The organism is Limnohabitans sp., from assembly GCF_040401135.1.
In the GTDB taxonomy this organism is placed as follows: Bacteria; Pseudomonadota; Gammaproteobacteria; order Burkholderiales; family Burkholderiaceae_C; genus Limnohabitans.
The window spans coordinates 3,865-20,028 of the sequence record NZ_JBBAOV010000040.1 but is presented as its reverse complement, the minus strand read 5'-3'; the positions used below and the strand labels follow the sequence as shown (position 1 = coordinate 20,028).

Genomic DNA, 16,164 nt, shown 5'->3' with positions numbered 1-16,164 from the left:
AGGTGGTCAACATTCAAGGCACGGACCACCACGGCACGATTGCCCGCGTGCGCGCGGGTTTGCAAGCCGCCCATGTGGGCATTCCCGCCGGCTACCCCGATTACGTGTTGCACACCATGGTGCGCGTGATGCGTGCGGGCATGGAGGTGAAAATTTCCAAACGCGCTGGCAGTTACGTGACCTTGCGCGACCTGATTGAGTGGACCAGCAAAGACGCGGTGCGCTTCTTCTTGTTAAGCCGCAAGCCTGACACTGAGTACACCTTCGACGTGGACTTGGCCATGCAAAAGAACAACGACAACCCCGTGTACTACGTTCAATACGCTCACGCCCGCATTTGCTCGGTGCTGCGTGCCTGGACTGACAAAGACGGTGGTGATGTGGCCTCGTTGCAAACAGTCAACTTGTCAGCGCTGGAGAGCCCACAAGCCCAAGCCCTCATGCTGCAGTTGGCCAAGTACCCGGCCATGTTGACCGCCGCATCGACCGACTTTGCGCCACACGATGTAACCTTTTACTTGCGAGATCTTGCGGCCAGCTACCACAGCTATTACGATGCCGAGCGCATCTTGGTGGATGACGTGGCAGTCAAGCAGGCGCGCTTGGCCTTGGTCGCCGCCACCGCGCAGGTGCTGCACAATGGCTTGGCGGTGTTGGGCGTTTCAGCCCCTGCCAGCATGTAAACACGACGGAGATTTTGATGCGTATGAATCAGCAGCGCGGCGGTACTTTGGTGGGCTTCATCATCGGTTTGGTCGTGGGTTTGGCGGTGGCGCTAGGGGCGGCCATTTATGTCACCAAGATGCCAATCCCGTTCTTGACCAAAGGTCAAACCCGATCGGCCGATTCAGATGCTGCCGAAGCCGAGAAAAACAAAGACTGGGACCCGAACGCGCCGCTGTATGGCAAGAAGGGCGCCAAGCCTGGCGACAAAGTGGATGAGTCCAAGGCCGACGCCAAGGCCGACACCAAGCCTGAACCCAAACAAGATGCAGCGGCTAAAGTTGACCCCACGAGTGCAGACCCTTTGGGCGATTTGGCCAAAGTGAAGTCGGCTGAACCCAAGCCTGTCTACACTGACCCATTCATCTACTTTGTACAAGCGGGCGCCTACCGCAGCAATGACGAGGCTGAGACGCAGCGTGCCAAAACCGTGATGCTCGGTTTGGATGCCAAAATTAGCGAACGCGATCAAGGCGGGCGCACGGTATACCGAGTGCGCGTGGGCCCCATGGACAAAGTAGAAGCCGAGCGCGTAAGGGCCAAGCTAGAAGCCGCTCACATCGATTCCGCCATGGTGCGGGTGCAACGTTAAATACCAAGAGGTAACCCATGAAACGTCGTGATTTTTCTTTGGCCGCTGTTGGCGCCGCCGCTGTTGCAGGCTTGCCTTTGGCTGCTCAGTCCCAAGGCCCTGTGGCTGCTGTCAAGCCGGTTGAAGGCAAAGATTATTTGTCGCTCGACAAACGCGTGCCCACCGATTTGGGTGCGGGCAAGATTGAGTTGATCGAATTCTTTTGGTACAGCTGTCCGCATTGCAACTCTTTCGAGCCGCAGTTCGCAGCTTGGGTGAAGGCTGCCCCCAAAGACGTGGTGGTGCAGCGCATGCCCGTGCGTTTTCGTGACGACTTTGAAGCGCAGCAACGCGCTTATTACGTGTTTGAGTCGCTCAACATGCTTGACGTCATGCACGGCAAGTTGTTCCACGCCATTCATAACGAGCGTCTGCAGCTCAACACCGCGCAAGCCTTGGCCGCATGGGCTGGTAAAAATGGTTTGCCTGAGCAAAAGTTTTTGGACACTTACAACAGCTTTGGTGTTTCGACCAAGGCGCGTCGTGCCACCCAGATGCAAGAGTCGTTCAAGGTGCAGGGCGTGCCGGCCTTGGGCATTGCGGGTCGTTTCTACACCGATGGCTCACTCAGTCAAACCATGGGCCGCGCTCTGCAAGTGGCCGAATACCTGATTGGTGAAGTGCGTCGCGGCCGCTAAGCCACATCAAGTCAACTATCGAATTGCTACTCTTGCTGGTTAGAATGCCAACAACTTTAAATAGCAATATTCGTGCCTTGACTTCACTTGCTTCATTTTTACTCGCGTTACTGATGGCCATCGTGCCGGTGGCGGCGTCGGCGGAAAAAGCAGATCGCGATAAGCCTACACAGATTGAAGCTGACAGCTTGTTGCATGACGAGCTTAAGCAGGTGAGCATTTTCACGGGCCGTGCTGTGTTGACCCGAGGCACGATGGTGATGCGCGGTGCCCGCATCGAGATGCGTCAAGACGCCGACGGCTATCAAGCGGGCGTCATCCTTCCCGAGCCCAACAAACGCGCCTTTTTTCGCCAGAAGCGGGAAGGCAATGACGAGTTCATGGAAGGCGAAGCCTTGCGTATCGAGTTTGATGGCAAGGCTGATCGCATCAAGCTCATCGACAACGCCGAAGTGCGTCGCTACCGTGGCCCGGTGTTGAACGACACCATGACCGGCAAACTCATCATTTATGAAAACCTGACAGATGTGTTCAGCATCGATGGGCAGCGCAACGCAGAAGATGGCAAGGCAGGCAGTGGTCGGGTCAAGGCTGTGCTCGCACCCCGCACGAAGACATTGGACAAACAGTGACCGAACCCCTTTTACCTTTACAAACGTCAGACGCGACAGAGAGTCGATTGGAAGCCCGCCACTTGCAAAAAGCCTATGGCAGCCGCAAGGTGGTGCACGATGTGTCGATCTCAGTAAAAAAGGGCGAAGTGGTGGGTTTGCTTGGCCCTAATGGCGCAGGAAAAACCACCTCTTTTTATATGATCGTTGGCTTGGTGCGAGCTGACGGCGGCAGCATCACGATTGATGGTGAGCCCGTGGCCCACTTACCCATTCACCGCCGCTCGCGTTTGGGCTTGAGCTATTTGCCGCAAGAGGCGTCGATCTTTCGCAAGCTCAATGTGGAGGAGAACGTGCGTGCAGTGTTGGAACTGCAGCGCGATGAGGATGGCAACGCCCTTGAGCCCGCTGAGATTGAAAAACGTTTGAGCGCGCTCTTGCAAGAGCTGCGCGTTGACCATTTGCGTGAGTCGCCTGCACTGGCTTTATCGGGGGGCGAGCGTCGCCGTGTGGAAATTGCCCGTGCCTTGGCCACCAATCCGCGCTTCATTTTGTTGGATGAGCCGTTTGCTGGCATTGACCCGATTGCGGTGATTGAGATTCAACGCATCATTGGTTTCTTGAAAGCGCGTGGCATGGGTGTGCTCATCACCGACCATAACGTGCGTGAAACGCTGGGTATTTGCGACCATGCGTGCATCATCTCCGATGGCCGTGTACTGGCGCAGGGCACGCCGCGAGAAATCATCGAGAACGCAGACGTTCGACGCGTCTACCTCGGCGAACATTTCCGAATGTGATCAGGCATGAAACAAGGCTTATCACTCCGCGTTTCGCAACATCTGGCGCTCACGCCCCAGTTGCAGCAGTCGATTCGGTTGTTGCAGCTGTCGACCCTAGAGTTGAGCCAAGAGATTGAGCAAATGCTTGATGAGAACCCGTTTCTCGACAAAGACTTTGAAGAGGCACCGCGCGAAGAGTTTGGACTTGACAAAGCCGATGTCCCCGCCCGCGACGAAGAGCTTGAGCCCATTCGCGAAGTGCCGTCTATGGACGGCGGCATGTCTGAAATCAGCGTGGACAACACTGCCAGCGACACCGAGCCCAGCGTGGACGGTATTGCCGAAAGCTGGGATGGCGACGGCAGCGTGGAGTTCTCTCCCGACGACTCCGAGTGGGGTGGCGACGCACCCGCCAGCAATAACAACAACACCGCCGACAGCGACACCGCAGACGCCACCGAGCTGGCGCGCATGCAAGAGTCGCTTACCTCGTTTTTGCACCGCCAAGCACTTTCGCTGCGCCTCAGCCCCACCGACACTGCCGCCCTGCGCTACCTGATAGAAAACCTGAACGACGACGGCTACCTTGAAGACACGCTGCGCAGTTTGGCCGAAGGTTTGGGTAATGACGACGAAGAACAAATCGAAGAGCTTGAACACCGTTTTCAAGTGGCTTTATCGCTGCTGCAAAGCCTAGAGCCCGTGGGCGTGGGCGCACGCGATTTGGCCGAGTGTTTGACGTTGCAACTCAAGGCCTTGGAACCTAAGGGCGAAGAGGCGCTGCAAGTGCGCGGCACCGCCGTTTTGATGTGCAAGCAGCCCATGGAGATGCTGGCCAAGCGCGATTTCAAACGCTTGGCCGTCATCGTGGGCGACAGCGAAGCTAACGTGAAAGTTGCCATTGCACTGATCGGTCGCCTAGAGCCCAAGCCCGGTCGTCGCTTTGCCGATGTGGAGCGCCATGTGGTGGTGCCCGATGTGTTGGTCACACGCGTGGGCAAGTCCACTGATGCGCCTAAATTTAAGGTCGCGCTCAACCCCGATGTGATGCCTCGTTTGCGCGTGCACGATATTTATGCCAACGCCCTCAAAGGCGGCAAGGGCGACAACCATGCGGGCTTGCAACAACGCTTGCAAGAGGCGCGTTGGTTTATCAAGAACATTCAGCAGCGCTTTGACACCATCTTGCGCGTGAGCAACGCCATTGCTGAGCGCCAGAAAAACTTCTTTATCCACGGCGAACTTGCCATGCGCCCCATGGTGCTTCGCGAAATTGCCGAAGAGCTGGGCTTGCACGAATCCACCATCAGCCGTGTGACCACCAACAAATACATGAACACGCCCTTTGGCACTTTCGAGCTCAAGTATTTCTTTGGTTCGGGGCTAGAGACCGACAGCGGCAACAACGCATCTAGCACGGCAGTGCGCGCACTGATCAAGCAATTTGTGGCCAGCGAGAGCCCCAAAAAGCCGCTGTCGGATAATCAGCTCTCTGAAATGCTCAAAGAGCAAGGCATCGAGTGCGCACGCCGCACCGTCGCCAAATACCGTGAAGCGCTGCGTATTGCGCCCACGACTCTGCGCAAAGCGCTTTAAGAACCCTATGAATCAATTGCATCTTTTCTTGCCCTGTGCGGCAGGTGTTGAATCCTATTTGGCTGAGGAAGTGCGTCGCATCACCGGCGTGGGCGACGACGACATTCGCGCCTTTCGTGCGGGGGTGATGGTGCGCACCTCGTGGCGCGATGTGTTGCAGCTCAACTTGCACAGCCGCTTGGCGCAACGCGTATTGGTCGAGTTGTCGCACACCCAATACCGTCAAGAAGAAGACCTTTACCGCGCTGCGGGCGAAGTGGCTTGGGAACTGTGGTTCTCGCCTAAAGAGACCTTCAAGATCGAAATCACCGCCCAGCACAGCCCGCTCAAAAGCTTGAATTTTGCGGCGCTCAAAATCAAAGACGCGGTGGCCGACCGCTTTCGCCACAAATTTGGTGTGCGCCCCGACGTCAACACCCAGTGGCCCGATGCCCGCATCTATGCCCACTTGACCACTGAGAACTGCACGCTCTACATCGACACCTCGGGCGAGCCCCTGTTCAAACGCGGTTGGCGTGCCGACAAAGGCGATGCGCCTTTGAAAGAAACCCTTGCCGCCGCCATGTTGGCCGCGAGCGGCTGGAGTCAAGGCGACGGCACACCGGGCAACCCAGCAGGACTTATGGCCCAAGGCGTGCCGCTGTATGACCCCTGTTGCGGTAGCGGCACGATTGCAATTGAAGCGGCGCAAATTGCCTGCAACATCGCGCCGGGTTCCATGCGCAAATTTGGTTTCCAAAAACTCATTCCTTACCAAGAACACGTTTGGCACGGCTTGCTCGATAACGCTCGCGCCCAAGAGTGTGAGCCGCGTGCCGAAGTGTTTGGCAGCGACGTGGCCTTCCGTATGGTCGACTTTGCGCAACGCAATGCCGAGCGTGCAGGCGTGGCCCACGCCGTGCAACTGCGCGGCGGCGATGCCTTGCAGCGTATGCCCCCCAGCGAAGCGCCGGGCGTGATGCTGGTCAATCCACCGTATGGCGAGCGTATCGAAGCTGCCGGTATTGCGGGTGCGGCGCGCCGTGCGCGTTATTCACCCCCCACCGACTATGTGTCGCCCTACGAAGACGTGAATCAAAACGGTGATGCTGGTTTTGACGACGAAGCATTTGGTGGTGGCGGTGGCGGAAATAGCGAAGGCAATGACAACGGCATGCTGCGCGACGACGTGCCCCGCTTTGGCGCGCGCGACATTGCACAGACTGAAGATGGCGGCGATTTCTTTGCCCAGTTGGCCAGCCACTGGAAGAAAAACTACGCCGGGTGGACCGCTTGGATGCTGACGCCAGACCTCAAGCTGCCCAGTCGCATGCGCTTCAAAGAATCGCGTCGCGTCCCCATGTGGAACGGCCCGATTGAGTGCCGCATGTTCCGCTTTGACTTGCGTGCGGGTTCGATGCGTAACAAGCCCAACGATGCTCAGGCCTCTGATGCGCAGGTTGACGAGGGCCATGGGCCAGCGCCGTCGTGAGCGGTGAAGTGATGGGGGTTGAGAGAGATGAACTTGGCGAGCTTGTCAAGCTTCCGCCTGTCAAGCTTCCATCCACACGCGTGGTGCTCGACACCAACATCGTGCTCGATCTGTGGCTTTACAAAGACCCAGCGACCGCCGCATTGCAAGAGGCGCTAGAAACCAAAACCGTGCAATGGCTAGCCACGCAAGTCATGCGTGATGAGCTTGAGCGCGTGTTGGCCTACACCCATATTGTCAAGCGTTTGGCGTTTAGCCAGATCACCGCGCAAGTCATCTTGGCGCAGTTTGATGCGTATGCGCAGTTGATGCCCATTGCAGCAAAAGCTTTGTTTATATGCAAAGACGGGGATGACCAAAAGTTCATCGATCTCGCGGCCGAGCACAAAACCCAACTTATTAGCAAAGACAAAGCCGTGTTGACCATGCGTAACCGCATGGCGCGTTTGGGTGTGGCGGTGGGGAAGGTGTTTCCGACAGCTCTGCCCGGTTGAGATGTAAGTCACCCGCTTGCGGCGAGTGTCAGAGCGAGAGCGCCTCAGTGCTGTTGCAGCAAATCCAGCAAAGTTTTCAGCGCATGTTGCACCGTGGCTTCACGCACCGCTGCACGGTCGCCACTGAAGTGCATCAACTCTGTTTTGACCCAAGCTGTTTCAGCGCCCAGCGTGGGGCCTGCATCGCTGGGCGTGGCCCACGCAAACCAAACAGTGCCCACGGGTTTGTCGGCCGAGCCGCCAGTGGGGCCTGCAACGCCAGTGACGGCCAGTGTCACTTGCGCATGTGATCGGCGCATCGCGCCCAGCGTCATGGCTTGCGCCACTGCTTGGCTCACCGCGCCGTGCTCAGCGATCAAGGCGGAGTCGACACCCAGCATGTCGTGCTTGGCTTCGTTGGAGTAGGTCACAAAACCGCGTTCAAACCAATGGCTAGAGCCTGCTAAATCTGTGCAGCTGGCCGCAATCATGCCGCCAGTGCAACTCTCGGCTGTGGCTAGCATCCAGCCGTGTTGTTGCAGCACGTCGGCGAGTTGTTCTGTCAATGTATGCGCGCTCATAACGACCTCCAAATGGCAATGACTAGCAAGGTGCAAAACGCAGCCATCAAGTCATCAAAGATGATGCCCCAACCACCGCGCCAACCAAACCCCTTGAAAACATTGTCAGCCCAGCGCACAGGTCCAGGCTTGGCAATGTCAAAGTAGCGAAACAAAATAAACGCGCCCAGCTGGCCCCAAAATGTGGCGGGCGTGATCAGCCACAGCACCAACCAAAACGCAATCACCTCGTCCCACACAATCGCGCCAGGGTCGGCAACGCCCATGTTTTGTGCGGTGACTGTGCAAGCCCACCAGCCGATCAAGGTGAACGCCGCAATCAGCACGCCCATTTGTAGCGGCGTGAGCCAAATTTGCAAGAGCAAAAACACCGCCCAAGCCCACAGCGTGCCCGCGGTGCCTGGCGCCAAGCGCGACAAGCCTGAGCCCGCGCCCAGCGCGATGAAGTGCGCAGGGTGAGACATTAAAAAGTGGCGGTTGATCGGCGGAATGAAGTCAGTCATGTCAGCTGGGTTTTCAGGCAAAGTGGTCAAACGACGCAAAGCGTTTGGCAATCGGCTGGCCTTGGGGGTCGAGCACTTCCAAGCCTTGCGTTTGTGTGATGCGGCCAATGCGTGTGACGGGTGTATTTGTTTCCCAAGCCGCGGCGTGCACCAGCTCGCGTTGGTTGACGGGCGCGGTGAAGCACAGCTCGTAGTCGTCACCGCCAGACAGGGCGAGTTCTAAGCGTTTGTTCCAAGGCACTTCAGCAAGTGTCGACGTGATGCCTGCGGGCAACCTTGCATCGCCAAAACTGCCCGCGGTTTGTAGCCAGCCGGTGTCAATCTGCGCGCCCACGCCAGAGCGTTTGAGGATGTGGCCCAAGTCGCCTAGCAAACCATCGCTGACGTCAATGGCGGCGTTGGCCACGGCGCGCAGTGCTGTGCCCAGTGTCACGCGGGGTGTGGGTTGCTCCATGCGTAAGCGGGCTTGCGCGAACGCTTCAGCCGAAACGCTGTGCGTGCCGCGAAACACTTCAAGCGCCAAGCGTGCATCGCCCACTGTGCCGCTGATGTAAATGTCGTCGCCCACTTGTGCGTTTTGGCGCAGCAGCGCATCACCTGGGGGCACTTCGCCAAACACGGTGATGCAAATGTTCAGCGGGCCTTGGGTGGTGTCGCCGCCCACTAACTCGCAGCCGTGTTCATCGGCCAAGCGCAATATGCCGCTAGAAAAGCCAGCCAGCCATGCCTCATCCACGCGCGGTAGCGACAAGGCGAGGGTGAAAGCCAAAGGCTCTGCGCCTACGGCGGCCAAATCGCTTAGGTTCACAGCCAATGCCTTGTGGCCCAAGCGGGCGGGGTCAACAGTGCTTATGAAGTGTCGGCCTTCTACCAGCATGTCGCTGGACACGGCCAGTTGCATGCCTTCGGTGGGTTTAAGCAAGGCGCAGTCGTCGCCCACGCCCAAGGCTGCTTTGTGGGTGGGGCGCTTAAAGTAGCGCTCGATTAAGTCAAATTCGCCCATGGTGCTCAGTGCATATTGCGTTTGCCAGGGGCATCGCTCAGTGCATCCAACACAAACATGGGGATGTCTACATCAAACTTTTCGCCATCTTCGGCCACGCAAAAGTAGCTGCCGTGCATGGTGCCCGTGGGCGTGCGCAGGCGGGTGCCACTGGTGTATTCAAACTGCTCACCGGGCTGCAGCAAGGGCTGGTGGCCCACGACGCCCAAGCCTTTGATTTTTTCGTGAATGCCTTGGGCATCGTTCACATTCCATGTGCGTGAAATAAGTTGCGCCGCCACATTGCCCACGTTCGTAATGGTGATGGTGTACGCAAACATAAACAAGCTGCCGTCTGGGTCGGATTGCTCAGGAAGGTATTGGGGGAGAACTTCGACTTGGAATTTATAACGCAGCATGGGGTGATTTTGGATGAAATAATCACCCCATGACCAGCCCACGCCCAAAATTCAATATCGCCCCCTCCATCTTGTCTGCCGACTTCGCCCGTTTGGGTGACGAGGTGAAAAACGTCATCGCCGCGGGTGCTGACTGGATTCACTTCGACGTGATGGACAACCACTATGTGCCCAACCTCACGTTCGGCCCCATGATTTGCCAAGCCTTAAAGCCGCATGCCAAAACGCCAGCGGGCGTGGCCGTGCCGATTGATGTGCACTTGATGGTTTCGCCGGTGGATGCCTTGGCTGCTTCGTTTGCCGAGGCAGGCGCGGATTACATCAGCTTTCACCCCGATGCCAGTGCCCATGTTCACCGCAGCATCCAAGCCATCAAGAGCCAGGGGGTGAAAGCCGGTTTGGTGTTCAACCCCGCCGAGCCACTGGATGTGTTGGAGTGGACGATTGACGAGATTGACCTCATCCTCATCATGAGCGTCAACCCTGGCTTTGGTGGCCAAAGCTTCATCGACTCGGCGCTGCGCAAGGTCGAGCTGGCGCGCAAGTGGATTGAGCGCAGCGGCAAAGACATTCGCCTCGAAGTGGACGGCGGCATCAAGCCAGACAACATTCGCCAAGTGGCCGATGCGGGGGCAGATACTTTTGTGGCGGGCAGCGCGATTTTTGGCAAGCCCGACTACAAGGCGGTGGTTGACCAAATGCGGGTAGCTTTGGCTTAAATGTTGGGCGTGCGTTGCGCCTGAGGGTCATGGCTAGGGTTAACCAAACTGGTCGAGCATGGCGAAATAAGGTTTAATGATGAGTTGTTTATAGTTCAAGCTGGTACAGCTGAAGCATTCATCAAAAAGGTAGAAGTCGAATGTCACTCACGATGGGTATTCCCGCCGAAACAACGTCAGGCGAGGCTCGTGTAGCCGTGACGCCTGAAACGGCCAAAAAACTAATTTCACAAGGCCATACCGTTCGCGTGCAAACGGGTGCTGGTGTTGCAGCTAGCCTGCCAGATGCTGCTTTCGAGGCGGTTGGCGCTCATATCGTGGACGCGGCGGGTGCTTGGTCTTCAGACGTGGTGCTCAAAGTTCGCTCACCGGAAGCCGTCGAAGCCTCGTTCATCAAATCGGGCAGCACGGTGGTTGGCATGTTGGAGCCTTTCAATGCAGAAGCTTTGCAGCGCTTGGCAACGGCAGGTGCGACGGGTTTTGCGCTTGAGGCAGCACCTCGCACGACCCGTGCACAAAGCATGGACGTGCTTTCGAGCCAAGCCAACATCGCAGGCTACAAAGCCGTCATGCTGGCTGCTGACAAATACCAACGTTTCTTCCCCATGCTGATGACGGCAGCGGGTACGGTCAAGGCCGCACGCGTGGTCATTCTGGGTGTGGGCGTGGCGGGCTTGCAAGCCATTGCCACGGCCAAGCGCTTGGGCGCTGTGATTGAAGCCACCGACGTGCGCCCCAGTGTGAAAGAACAAGTCGAGTCTCTCGGCGCCAAATTCATCGACGTGCCGTTCGAAAGCCAAGAAGAAAAAGACGCCGCTGAAGGCGTAGGCGGATACGCCCGACCCATGCCACAAAGCTGGCTGGATCGCCAAAAGGTGGAAGTGGCCAAACGCGTGGCGCTGGCTGACATCGTTATCACCACCGCCCTTATCCCAGGTCGCGCTGCCCCCGTACTGGTGACAGAAGACATGGTCAAGGCCATGAAGCCTGGTGCCGTCATCATCGACATCGCTGCTGGCAAAGGCGCCGATGGTGTGGGCGGCAACTGCCCGCTGACCGAGGCTGGCAAGACCGTCATCAAGCATGGCGTTACCCTGGTAGGCGAGACCAACTTGCCCGCCTTGGTGGCCGCTGATGCCAGTGCGCTTTACGCCCGCAACGTGCTTGACTTTTTGAAGCTCGTCATCAACAAAGAAGGTGCTTTGCACATCGACCTTGAAGACGATATCGTGGCCGCTTGCCTAGTCACCCGCGATGGTGCGGTGGTGAAGAAATAAATTCGAGGAATAAAAAAATGGATGCAGTTTCCCCCACCCTCGTCAACTTGATTATTTTTGTGCTGGCCATCTACGTGGGTTACCACGTGGTGTGGACTGTCACCCCAGCATTGCACACGCCCCTGATGGCTGTGACCAATGCCATCTCGGCTATCGTCATCGTGGGTGCTATGTTGGCTGCTGCGATGACCGAAACCACCTTGGGTAAAACCATGGGTGTGCTGGCTGTGGCGCTGGCTGCGGTCAACGTGTTTGGTGGTTTTATGGTCACCCGTCGTATGTTGGAAATGTTCCGCAAAAAAGACAAGCCCGCTAAAGCAGTGGCTGCTTCAGGAGACAAAGCATGAACATGGACTTTGTTTCAATGAACCTCGTCACCTTGATGTACTTGGTGGCGAGCGTGTGTTTTATTCAAGCGCTCAAAGGCTTGAGCCACCCCACCACCTCCATTCGCGGCAACGTGTTTGGTATGACGGGCATGACCATCGCGGTCATCACCACCGCAGCCTTGATCGTCAAGCTATCAGGCTCTGGCGCTGGCATGAGCTGGGTGTTGTTGGGCTTGGTGGTGGGCGGCGGTGCTGGCACTCTCATGGCGCAACGCGTGGAAATGACCAAGATGCCAGAACTGGTGGCCTTTATGCACAGCATGATTGGTTTGGCTGCGGTGTTCATTGGCGTGGCCGCAGTGGCTGAGCCTTGGGCGTTTGGCATCACAGCGGCACCTCAAGAGGTGATTACCAAAGTGCAGACGGCTTCGGGCATCGTCATCACAGAGATGATGCAGCGCTACCCGATTCCTGCGGGTAACCGCTTTGAGTTGTTCCTAGGTGCAGCCATCGGTGCGATCACCTTCAGCGGCTCAGTCATCGCGTTTGGCAAGCTCTCGGGGAAATACAAATTCCGTTTGTTCCAAGGCGCGCCTGTGAGCTTTGCAGGCCAACACATGCTCAACCTAGTCTTGGGCTTGGTCACTGTGGGCTTGGGCTTGATGTTTGTGGTGACCGAGGATTGGACCGCCTTTTTTGCCATGCTGGCTTTGTCGTTTGTCATGGGTGTGCTCATCATCATCCCGATTGGCGGCGCGGACATGCCCGTGGTGGTGTCCATGCTTAACAGCTATTCGGGCTGGGCGGCTGCGGGCATTGGCTTCTCGCTCAACAACAGCATGCTCATCATTGCGGGTTCGTTGGTGGGTAGTTCGGGCGCGATTCTGAGTTACATCATGTGCAAGGCGATGAACCGTTCGTTCTTCAGCGTGATCTTGGGTGGCTTTGGGGCAGAGGCCGTCACGGCTGTGGCGGGTTCACAAGAGCAACGCCCTGTGAAGAGCGGCAGCGCCGACGATGCGGCCTACATTTTGGCCAATGCCGAGTCCGTGGTCATCGTCCCTGGCTACGGTTTGGCCGTGGCGCGTGCGCAGCATGCAGTCAACGAGTTGGCCGAGAAGCTGATGCACAGAGGCATCAGCGTGAAGTACGCCATCCACCCCGTGGCGGGTCGCATGCCAGGTCACATGAACGTGTTGTTGGCCGAAGCAGAAGTGCCCTACGACCAAGTGTTCGAGATGGAAGACATCAACGGCGAATTTGGCCAAGTGGATGTGGCCATCGTCTTGGGTGCGAACGACGTGGTGAACCCAGCTGCGTTGGAAAAAGGCAGTGCCATTTACGGCATGCCTATCTTGGAGGCCTACAAGGCCAAGACCGTCATTGTGAACAAGCGTTCGATGGCCTCTGGCTATGCCGGTCTAGACAACGAGTTGTTCTACATGGACAAAACCATGATGGTGTTTGGCGACGCCAAGAAGGTGGTGGAAGACATGGTCAAAGCGGTGGACCAAGCTTGAACCCACTGACTTGATCCAAGGGGCGTCACGGACGCCCCTTCTTGTTTCTGCGTTAACTTGAGGTTCGTATTTGGATATAGTTTTTGCATCGACTCACATTCAAGCCGCCATCGTCGACCTTGACGGCACGATGGTTGACACCTTGGGCGACTTTGAGGTGGCGTTGAATCGCGCACTTCACGATCTAGATTTGCCGCCCGTCACGCGGGCTTTGGTTGAACTTACGGTGGGCAAAGGCTCTGAGCATTTGATTCGCTCGGTGCTGGCGCATCAACTGGCTTTGCCCGAGGTGAAGGGGTTGGCTCAGGTGTGCGATGCACGCACAGTGGAAAACCTGTACGAAGCTGCTTGGCAACGTTACCAACAACACTACCTCGCCATCAACGGCGAATTTGCAGCCGTGTATCCGGGCGTTGTGGAGGGTTTGCATCTGTTGCGCGATGCAGGCTTGCAACTGGCGTGCCTCACCAACAAGCCTTTGTCGTTTGCCAAGCCTTTGTTGCAAGCAAAAGGGCTGGACCACTTTTTTACCCATGTGTTTGGCGGCGACAGCTTTGAGCGCAAAAAGCCAGACCCGTTGCCGTTGCTCAGAACCTGCGAGGCTTTGGGTGTCAAACCATGGCAGGCCTTGATGGTGGGTGACTCCAGCAACGATGCTCAAGCGGCGCGTGCGGCGGGCTGCCCCGTTGTGTTGGTGCGCTACGGCTACAACCACGGCGAGCCCGTGGATGCGGTGGATGCCGATGCCCATGTGGACAGCTTGGTCGACATTGCCCAAGCCCTTAAAAAGGCTGGCTGAGCCTTTGATAAACTGAAGCCATGTTCATTCACCGCAGCACTGTTACAGGTTGTCATGACCGGGGAGCTTGGCCCTGGCGTACGCCATGTTTTGCGCTTGTCTAAAAGCACACTCAGTTCTGACTGATGGTGTGCCCGCGCTGAAGCATGCTGCTCAGCACTTGTCCGAATGAACGCCCCAAACTGAATGGGGCAGAGCTGTGGAGGCTCACAATGACCGAAATCGAATTTAAACAATTGGCCCAAGAGGGTTACAACCGTATCCCGTTGGTGGCCGAGGCCTTTGCCGACTTAGAAACCCCGCTCTCGCTGTATCTCAAGCTGGCCCATGTGCAAAACAAGGGCGAGCGCAGCTTTTTGTTGGAGTCCGTGGTGGGGGGCGAGCGCTTTGGTCGCTATAGCTTTATTGGATTGCCCGCCCGTACATTGCTTCGTGCCAGTGGTTTTGGCTCAGAGGCGAAGACCGACGTGGTGACCGATGGCATGGTGGTGGAAACCCACGCTGGCAACCCGCTCGATTTTGTGGCCGATTACCAAAAACGTTTCAAGGTGGCGTTGCGTCAAGGCCTACCTCGTTTCTGCGGTGGCTTGGCAGGCTACTTTGGCTACGACACAGTGCGCCACATCGAAAAGAAATTGATCCACTCGTGCCCGCCTGATGACTTGGGCATGCCCGACATCTTGCTGCTGCAAACCGAAGAGTTGGCGGTAATCGACAACCTCTCAGGCAAGCTTTCGCTCATCGTCTACGCAGACCCCGCGCAAACCGATGCCTACGTTAAAGCACAGGCACGTTTGGCAGAGCTCAAGCTTTGTTTAAAAGAACCAGCACAAGCACCCTCGATTGCGCCATGTGCCAGCCATCCCGCTGAGCGCAGCTTTGCGAAAGACGATTACTTGGCGGCTGTGCTTCGCGCCAAAGACTTGATTGCAGCAGGCGACTTCATGCAAGTGCAAGTGGGCCAGCGCATCCAAAAGAAGTTCACCGCCAGCCCGCTGTCGCTGTACCGTGCGCTGCGTTCTTTGAATCCAAGCCCCTACATGTATTACTACAACCTCGGCGACGCCCACGTGGTGGGTGCTTCGCCCGAGATTTTGGTGCGCCAAGAGTCCACGCCTGAAGGCCAAAAAATCACCATTCGGCCGCTGGCGGGCACCCGTCCACGCGGCGCGACGCCTGAGGCGGATAAGGCGGCAGAGATCGAGCTGATCAACGACCCCAAAGAGCGCGCCGAGCACGTCATGTTGATTGACCTCGCTCGTAACGACATCGGCCGCATCGCCAAAATAGGAAGTGTCAAAGTGACCGAGGCGTTTGTGGTGGAGCGTTACAGCCATGTGATGCACATCGTGAGCAACGTGGAAGGCTTGTTGTTGGACGGCGCAGACGGCCAGCCGCTCACCAGCATGGATGTGCTCAAGGCTACATTTCCTGCCGGCACACTGACCGGCGCACCCAAGGTGCATGCGATGGAGTTGATTGACCAGCTCGAACCCATCAAGCGTGGCTTGTACGGCGGCGCATGTGGTTACCTCAGCTTTGCGGGCGACATGGACGTGGCGATTGCCATTCGTACGGGCATCATCAAAAACGACACGCTCTATGTGCAAGCTGCCGCCGGTGTGGTGGCCGACTCGGTGCCCGAGTTGGAGTGGAGAGAAACAGAACACAAGGCGCGTGCCTTGTTGCGTGCCAGCGAATTGGTAGAGGAGGGCTTGGAATGACGCAAGCAATACACAAGGCCAAGCACTGCGCTTCTATGCAAGAAGTGCGTCAACACATCGACGCTTTGGATGACATCCTCGTGCCCTTACTGGTGGAGCGTGGTGCGTATATGACGCACGCAGCGCGTATCAAAACCAATGTCAGTGATGTGCGCGACGAAGCTCGCATCGAAGCCATTGTTCAGCGTGTGAGAGCCGCAGCGTTAGAGCAGGGCGGCCACCCAGACGTGGTGGAGCGCATCTACCGCGACATGATGGAGGCCTACATCGCTTTCGAAGCGCGAGAGTTTGAGCGCTTGCGCCCTATCCAAAATGGAGGTCAGTCATGAAGCTCCTCATGGTCGACAACTACGACAGCTTCACCTTCAACATCGTTCAATACTTCG

19 protein-coding genes are annotated in these 16,164 nt (G+C 57.2%); 15 read left to right on the top strand and 4 right to left on the bottom strand.

Annotated elements, in window-relative coordinates:
* The 8 genes from ABWP81_RS10295 to ABWP81_RS10260 all read left to right on the top strand — a co-directional run.
* On the top strand, positions 1 to 683 hold a 683-nt coding region (locus ABWP81_RS10295; RefSeq protein ID WP_353141556.1), incomplete at its 5' end, for a DALR anticodon-binding domain-containing protein.
* Between the two features lie 17 nt (positions 684 to 700).
* Entirely contained in the window at positions 701 to 1,315 is a 615-nt protein-coding gene (locus ABWP81_RS10290) for an SPOR domain-containing protein (protein ID WP_502905536.1), read from the top strand.
* Positions 1,316 to 1,332: 17 nt separating this feature from the next.
* On the top strand, positions 1,333 to 1,992 hold the full coding sequence (locus ABWP81_RS10285; RefSeq protein WP_353141554.1) for a thiol:disulfide interchange protein DsbA/DsbL: 660 nt from the start codon (positions 1,333 to 1,335) through the stop codon (positions 1,990 to 1,992).
* 77 nt (positions 1,993 to 2,069) lie between these two features.
* Positions 2,070 to 2,624 carry a lipopolysaccharide transport periplasmic protein LptA gene (lptA, locus tag ABWP81_RS10280; RefSeq protein WP_353133140.1) on the top strand — a complete coding sequence of 185 codons (555 nt, stop codon included), beginning with the start codon at positions 2,070 to 2,072 and terminating at the stop codon, positions 2,622 to 2,624.
* Entirely contained in the window at positions 2,621 to 3,403 is a 783-nt protein-coding gene (lptB, locus tag ABWP81_RS10275; protein ID WP_353141552.1) for an LPS export ABC transporter ATP-binding protein, read from the top strand. Before lptA ends, lptB begins: the two co-directional genes overlap by 4 nt.
* Positions 3,404 to 3,409: 6 nt before the next feature.
* Entirely contained in the window at positions 3,410 to 4,981 is a 1,572-nt protein-coding gene (gene rpoN / locus ABWP81_RS10270) for an RNA polymerase factor sigma-54 (RefSeq protein ID WP_353141550.1), read from the top strand.
* A gap of 7 nt (positions 4,982 to 4,988) precedes the next feature.
* Positions 4,989 to 6,452 carry a THUMP domain-containing class I SAM-dependent RNA methyltransferase gene (locus ABWP81_RS10265; protein WP_353133149.1) on the top strand — a complete coding sequence of 488 codons (1,464 nt, stop codon included), beginning with the start codon at positions 4,989 to 4,991 and terminating at the stop codon, positions 6,450 to 6,452.
* Positions 6,449 to 6,946 carry a putative toxin-antitoxin system toxin component, PIN family gene (locus ABWP81_RS10260; RefSeq protein WP_353141548.1) on the top strand — a complete coding sequence of 166 codons (498 nt, stop codon included), beginning with the start codon at positions 6,449 to 6,451 and terminating at the stop codon, positions 6,944 to 6,946. The genes ABWP81_RS10265 and ABWP81_RS10260 overlap by 4 nt, the downstream gene beginning before the upstream one ends.
* A gap of 44 nt (positions 6,947 to 6,990) precedes the next feature.
* Here the strand turns inward: ABWP81_RS10260 and ABWP81_RS10255 are convergent, their stop codons facing one another.
* From ABWP81_RS10255 to apaG, 4 genes are read right to left on the bottom strand one after another with little or no spacing between them, the layout of a single operon-like run.
* On the bottom strand, positions 6,991 to 7,506 hold the full coding sequence (locus tag ABWP81_RS10255; RefSeq protein WP_353133155.1) for a CinA family protein: 516 nt from the start codon (positions 7,504 to 7,506) through the stop codon (positions 6,991 to 6,993).
* Positions 7,503 to 8,009, bottom strand: coding sequence for a phosphatidylglycerophosphatase A family protein (locus tag ABWP81_RS10250; protein ID WP_353133158.1), 507 nt, complete (start codon positions 8,007 to 8,009; stop codon positions 7,503 to 7,505). Before ABWP81_RS10250 ends, ABWP81_RS10255 begins: the two co-directional genes overlap by 4 nt.
* Positions 8,010 to 8,022: 13 nt before the next feature.
* Positions 8,023 to 9,012 carry a thiamine-phosphate kinase gene (thiL, locus tag ABWP81_RS10245; protein WP_353133161.1) on the bottom strand — a complete coding sequence of 330 codons (990 nt, stop codon included), beginning with the start codon at positions 9,010 to 9,012 and terminating at the stop codon, positions 8,023 to 8,025.
* 5 nt (positions 9,013 to 9,017) lie between these two features.
* The gene (apaG, locus tag ABWP81_RS10240) at positions 9,018 to 9,410 is read right to left on the bottom strand and encodes a Co2+/Mg2+ efflux facilitator ApaG/CorD (RefSeq protein ID WP_353141546.1); all 393 of its coding nucleotides are present in this window, start codon (positions 9,408 to 9,410) and stop codon (positions 9,018 to 9,020) included.
* A gap of 29 nt (positions 9,411 to 9,439) precedes the next feature.
* Here apaG and rpe point away from each other — a divergent pair, with 29 nt between their 5' ends.
* The 7 genes from rpe (at position 9,440) to ABWP81_RS10205 (ending at position 16,107) form a co-directional block, all read left to right on the top strand.
* Positions 9,440 to 10,129: a ribulose-phosphate 3-epimerase gene (rpe, locus tag ABWP81_RS10235; RefSeq protein WP_353141544.1), complete on the top strand. Its 690-nt coding sequence runs from the start codon at positions 9,440 to 9,442 to the stop codon at positions 10,127 to 10,129.
* Positions 10,130 to 10,269: 140 nt separating this feature from the next.
* Positions 10,270 to 11,406: a Re/Si-specific NAD(P)(+) transhydrogenase subunit alpha gene (locus tag ABWP81_RS10230; protein ID WP_353133170.1), complete on the top strand. Its 1,137-nt coding sequence runs from the start codon at positions 10,270 to 10,272 to the stop codon at positions 11,404 to 11,406.
* A 17-nt stretch (positions 11,407 to 11,423) separates the two neighbouring features.
* Positions 11,424 to 11,753 (top strand): NAD(P) transhydrogenase subunit alpha part 2, encoded by a 330-nt coding sequence (locus ABWP81_RS10225; protein WP_353133173.1) that lies wholly within the window; start codon positions 11,424 to 11,426, stop codon positions 11,751 to 11,753.
* Positions 11,750 to 13,255 (top strand): NAD(P)(+) transhydrogenase (Re/Si-specific) subunit beta, encoded by a 1,506-nt coding sequence (locus ABWP81_RS10220; RefSeq protein WP_353133176.1) that lies wholly within the window; start codon positions 11,750 to 11,752, stop codon positions 13,253 to 13,255. The genes ABWP81_RS10225 and ABWP81_RS10220 overlap by 4 nt, the downstream gene beginning before the upstream one ends.
* A gap of 70 nt (positions 13,256 to 13,325) precedes the next feature.
* Positions 13,326 to 14,054 carry a phosphoglycolate phosphatase gene (locus ABWP81_RS10215; protein ID WP_353141542.1) on the top strand — a complete coding sequence of 243 codons (729 nt, stop codon included), beginning with the start codon at positions 13,326 to 13,328 and terminating at the stop codon, positions 14,052 to 14,054.
* A 212-nt stretch (positions 14,055 to 14,266) separates the two neighbouring features.
* Positions 14,267 to 15,778, top strand: coding sequence for an anthranilate synthase component I (gene trpE, locus ABWP81_RS10210; RefSeq protein WP_353141540.1), 1,512 nt, complete (start codon positions 14,267 to 14,269; stop codon positions 15,776 to 15,778).
* Positions 15,775 to 16,107: a chorismate mutase gene (locus tag ABWP81_RS10205; RefSeq protein ID WP_353141538.1), complete on the top strand. Its 333-nt coding sequence runs from the start codon at positions 15,775 to 15,777 to the stop codon at positions 16,105 to 16,107. Before trpE ends, ABWP81_RS10205 begins: the two co-directional genes overlap by 4 nt.
* Positions 16,108 to 16,164: the final 57 nt, after the last annotated feature.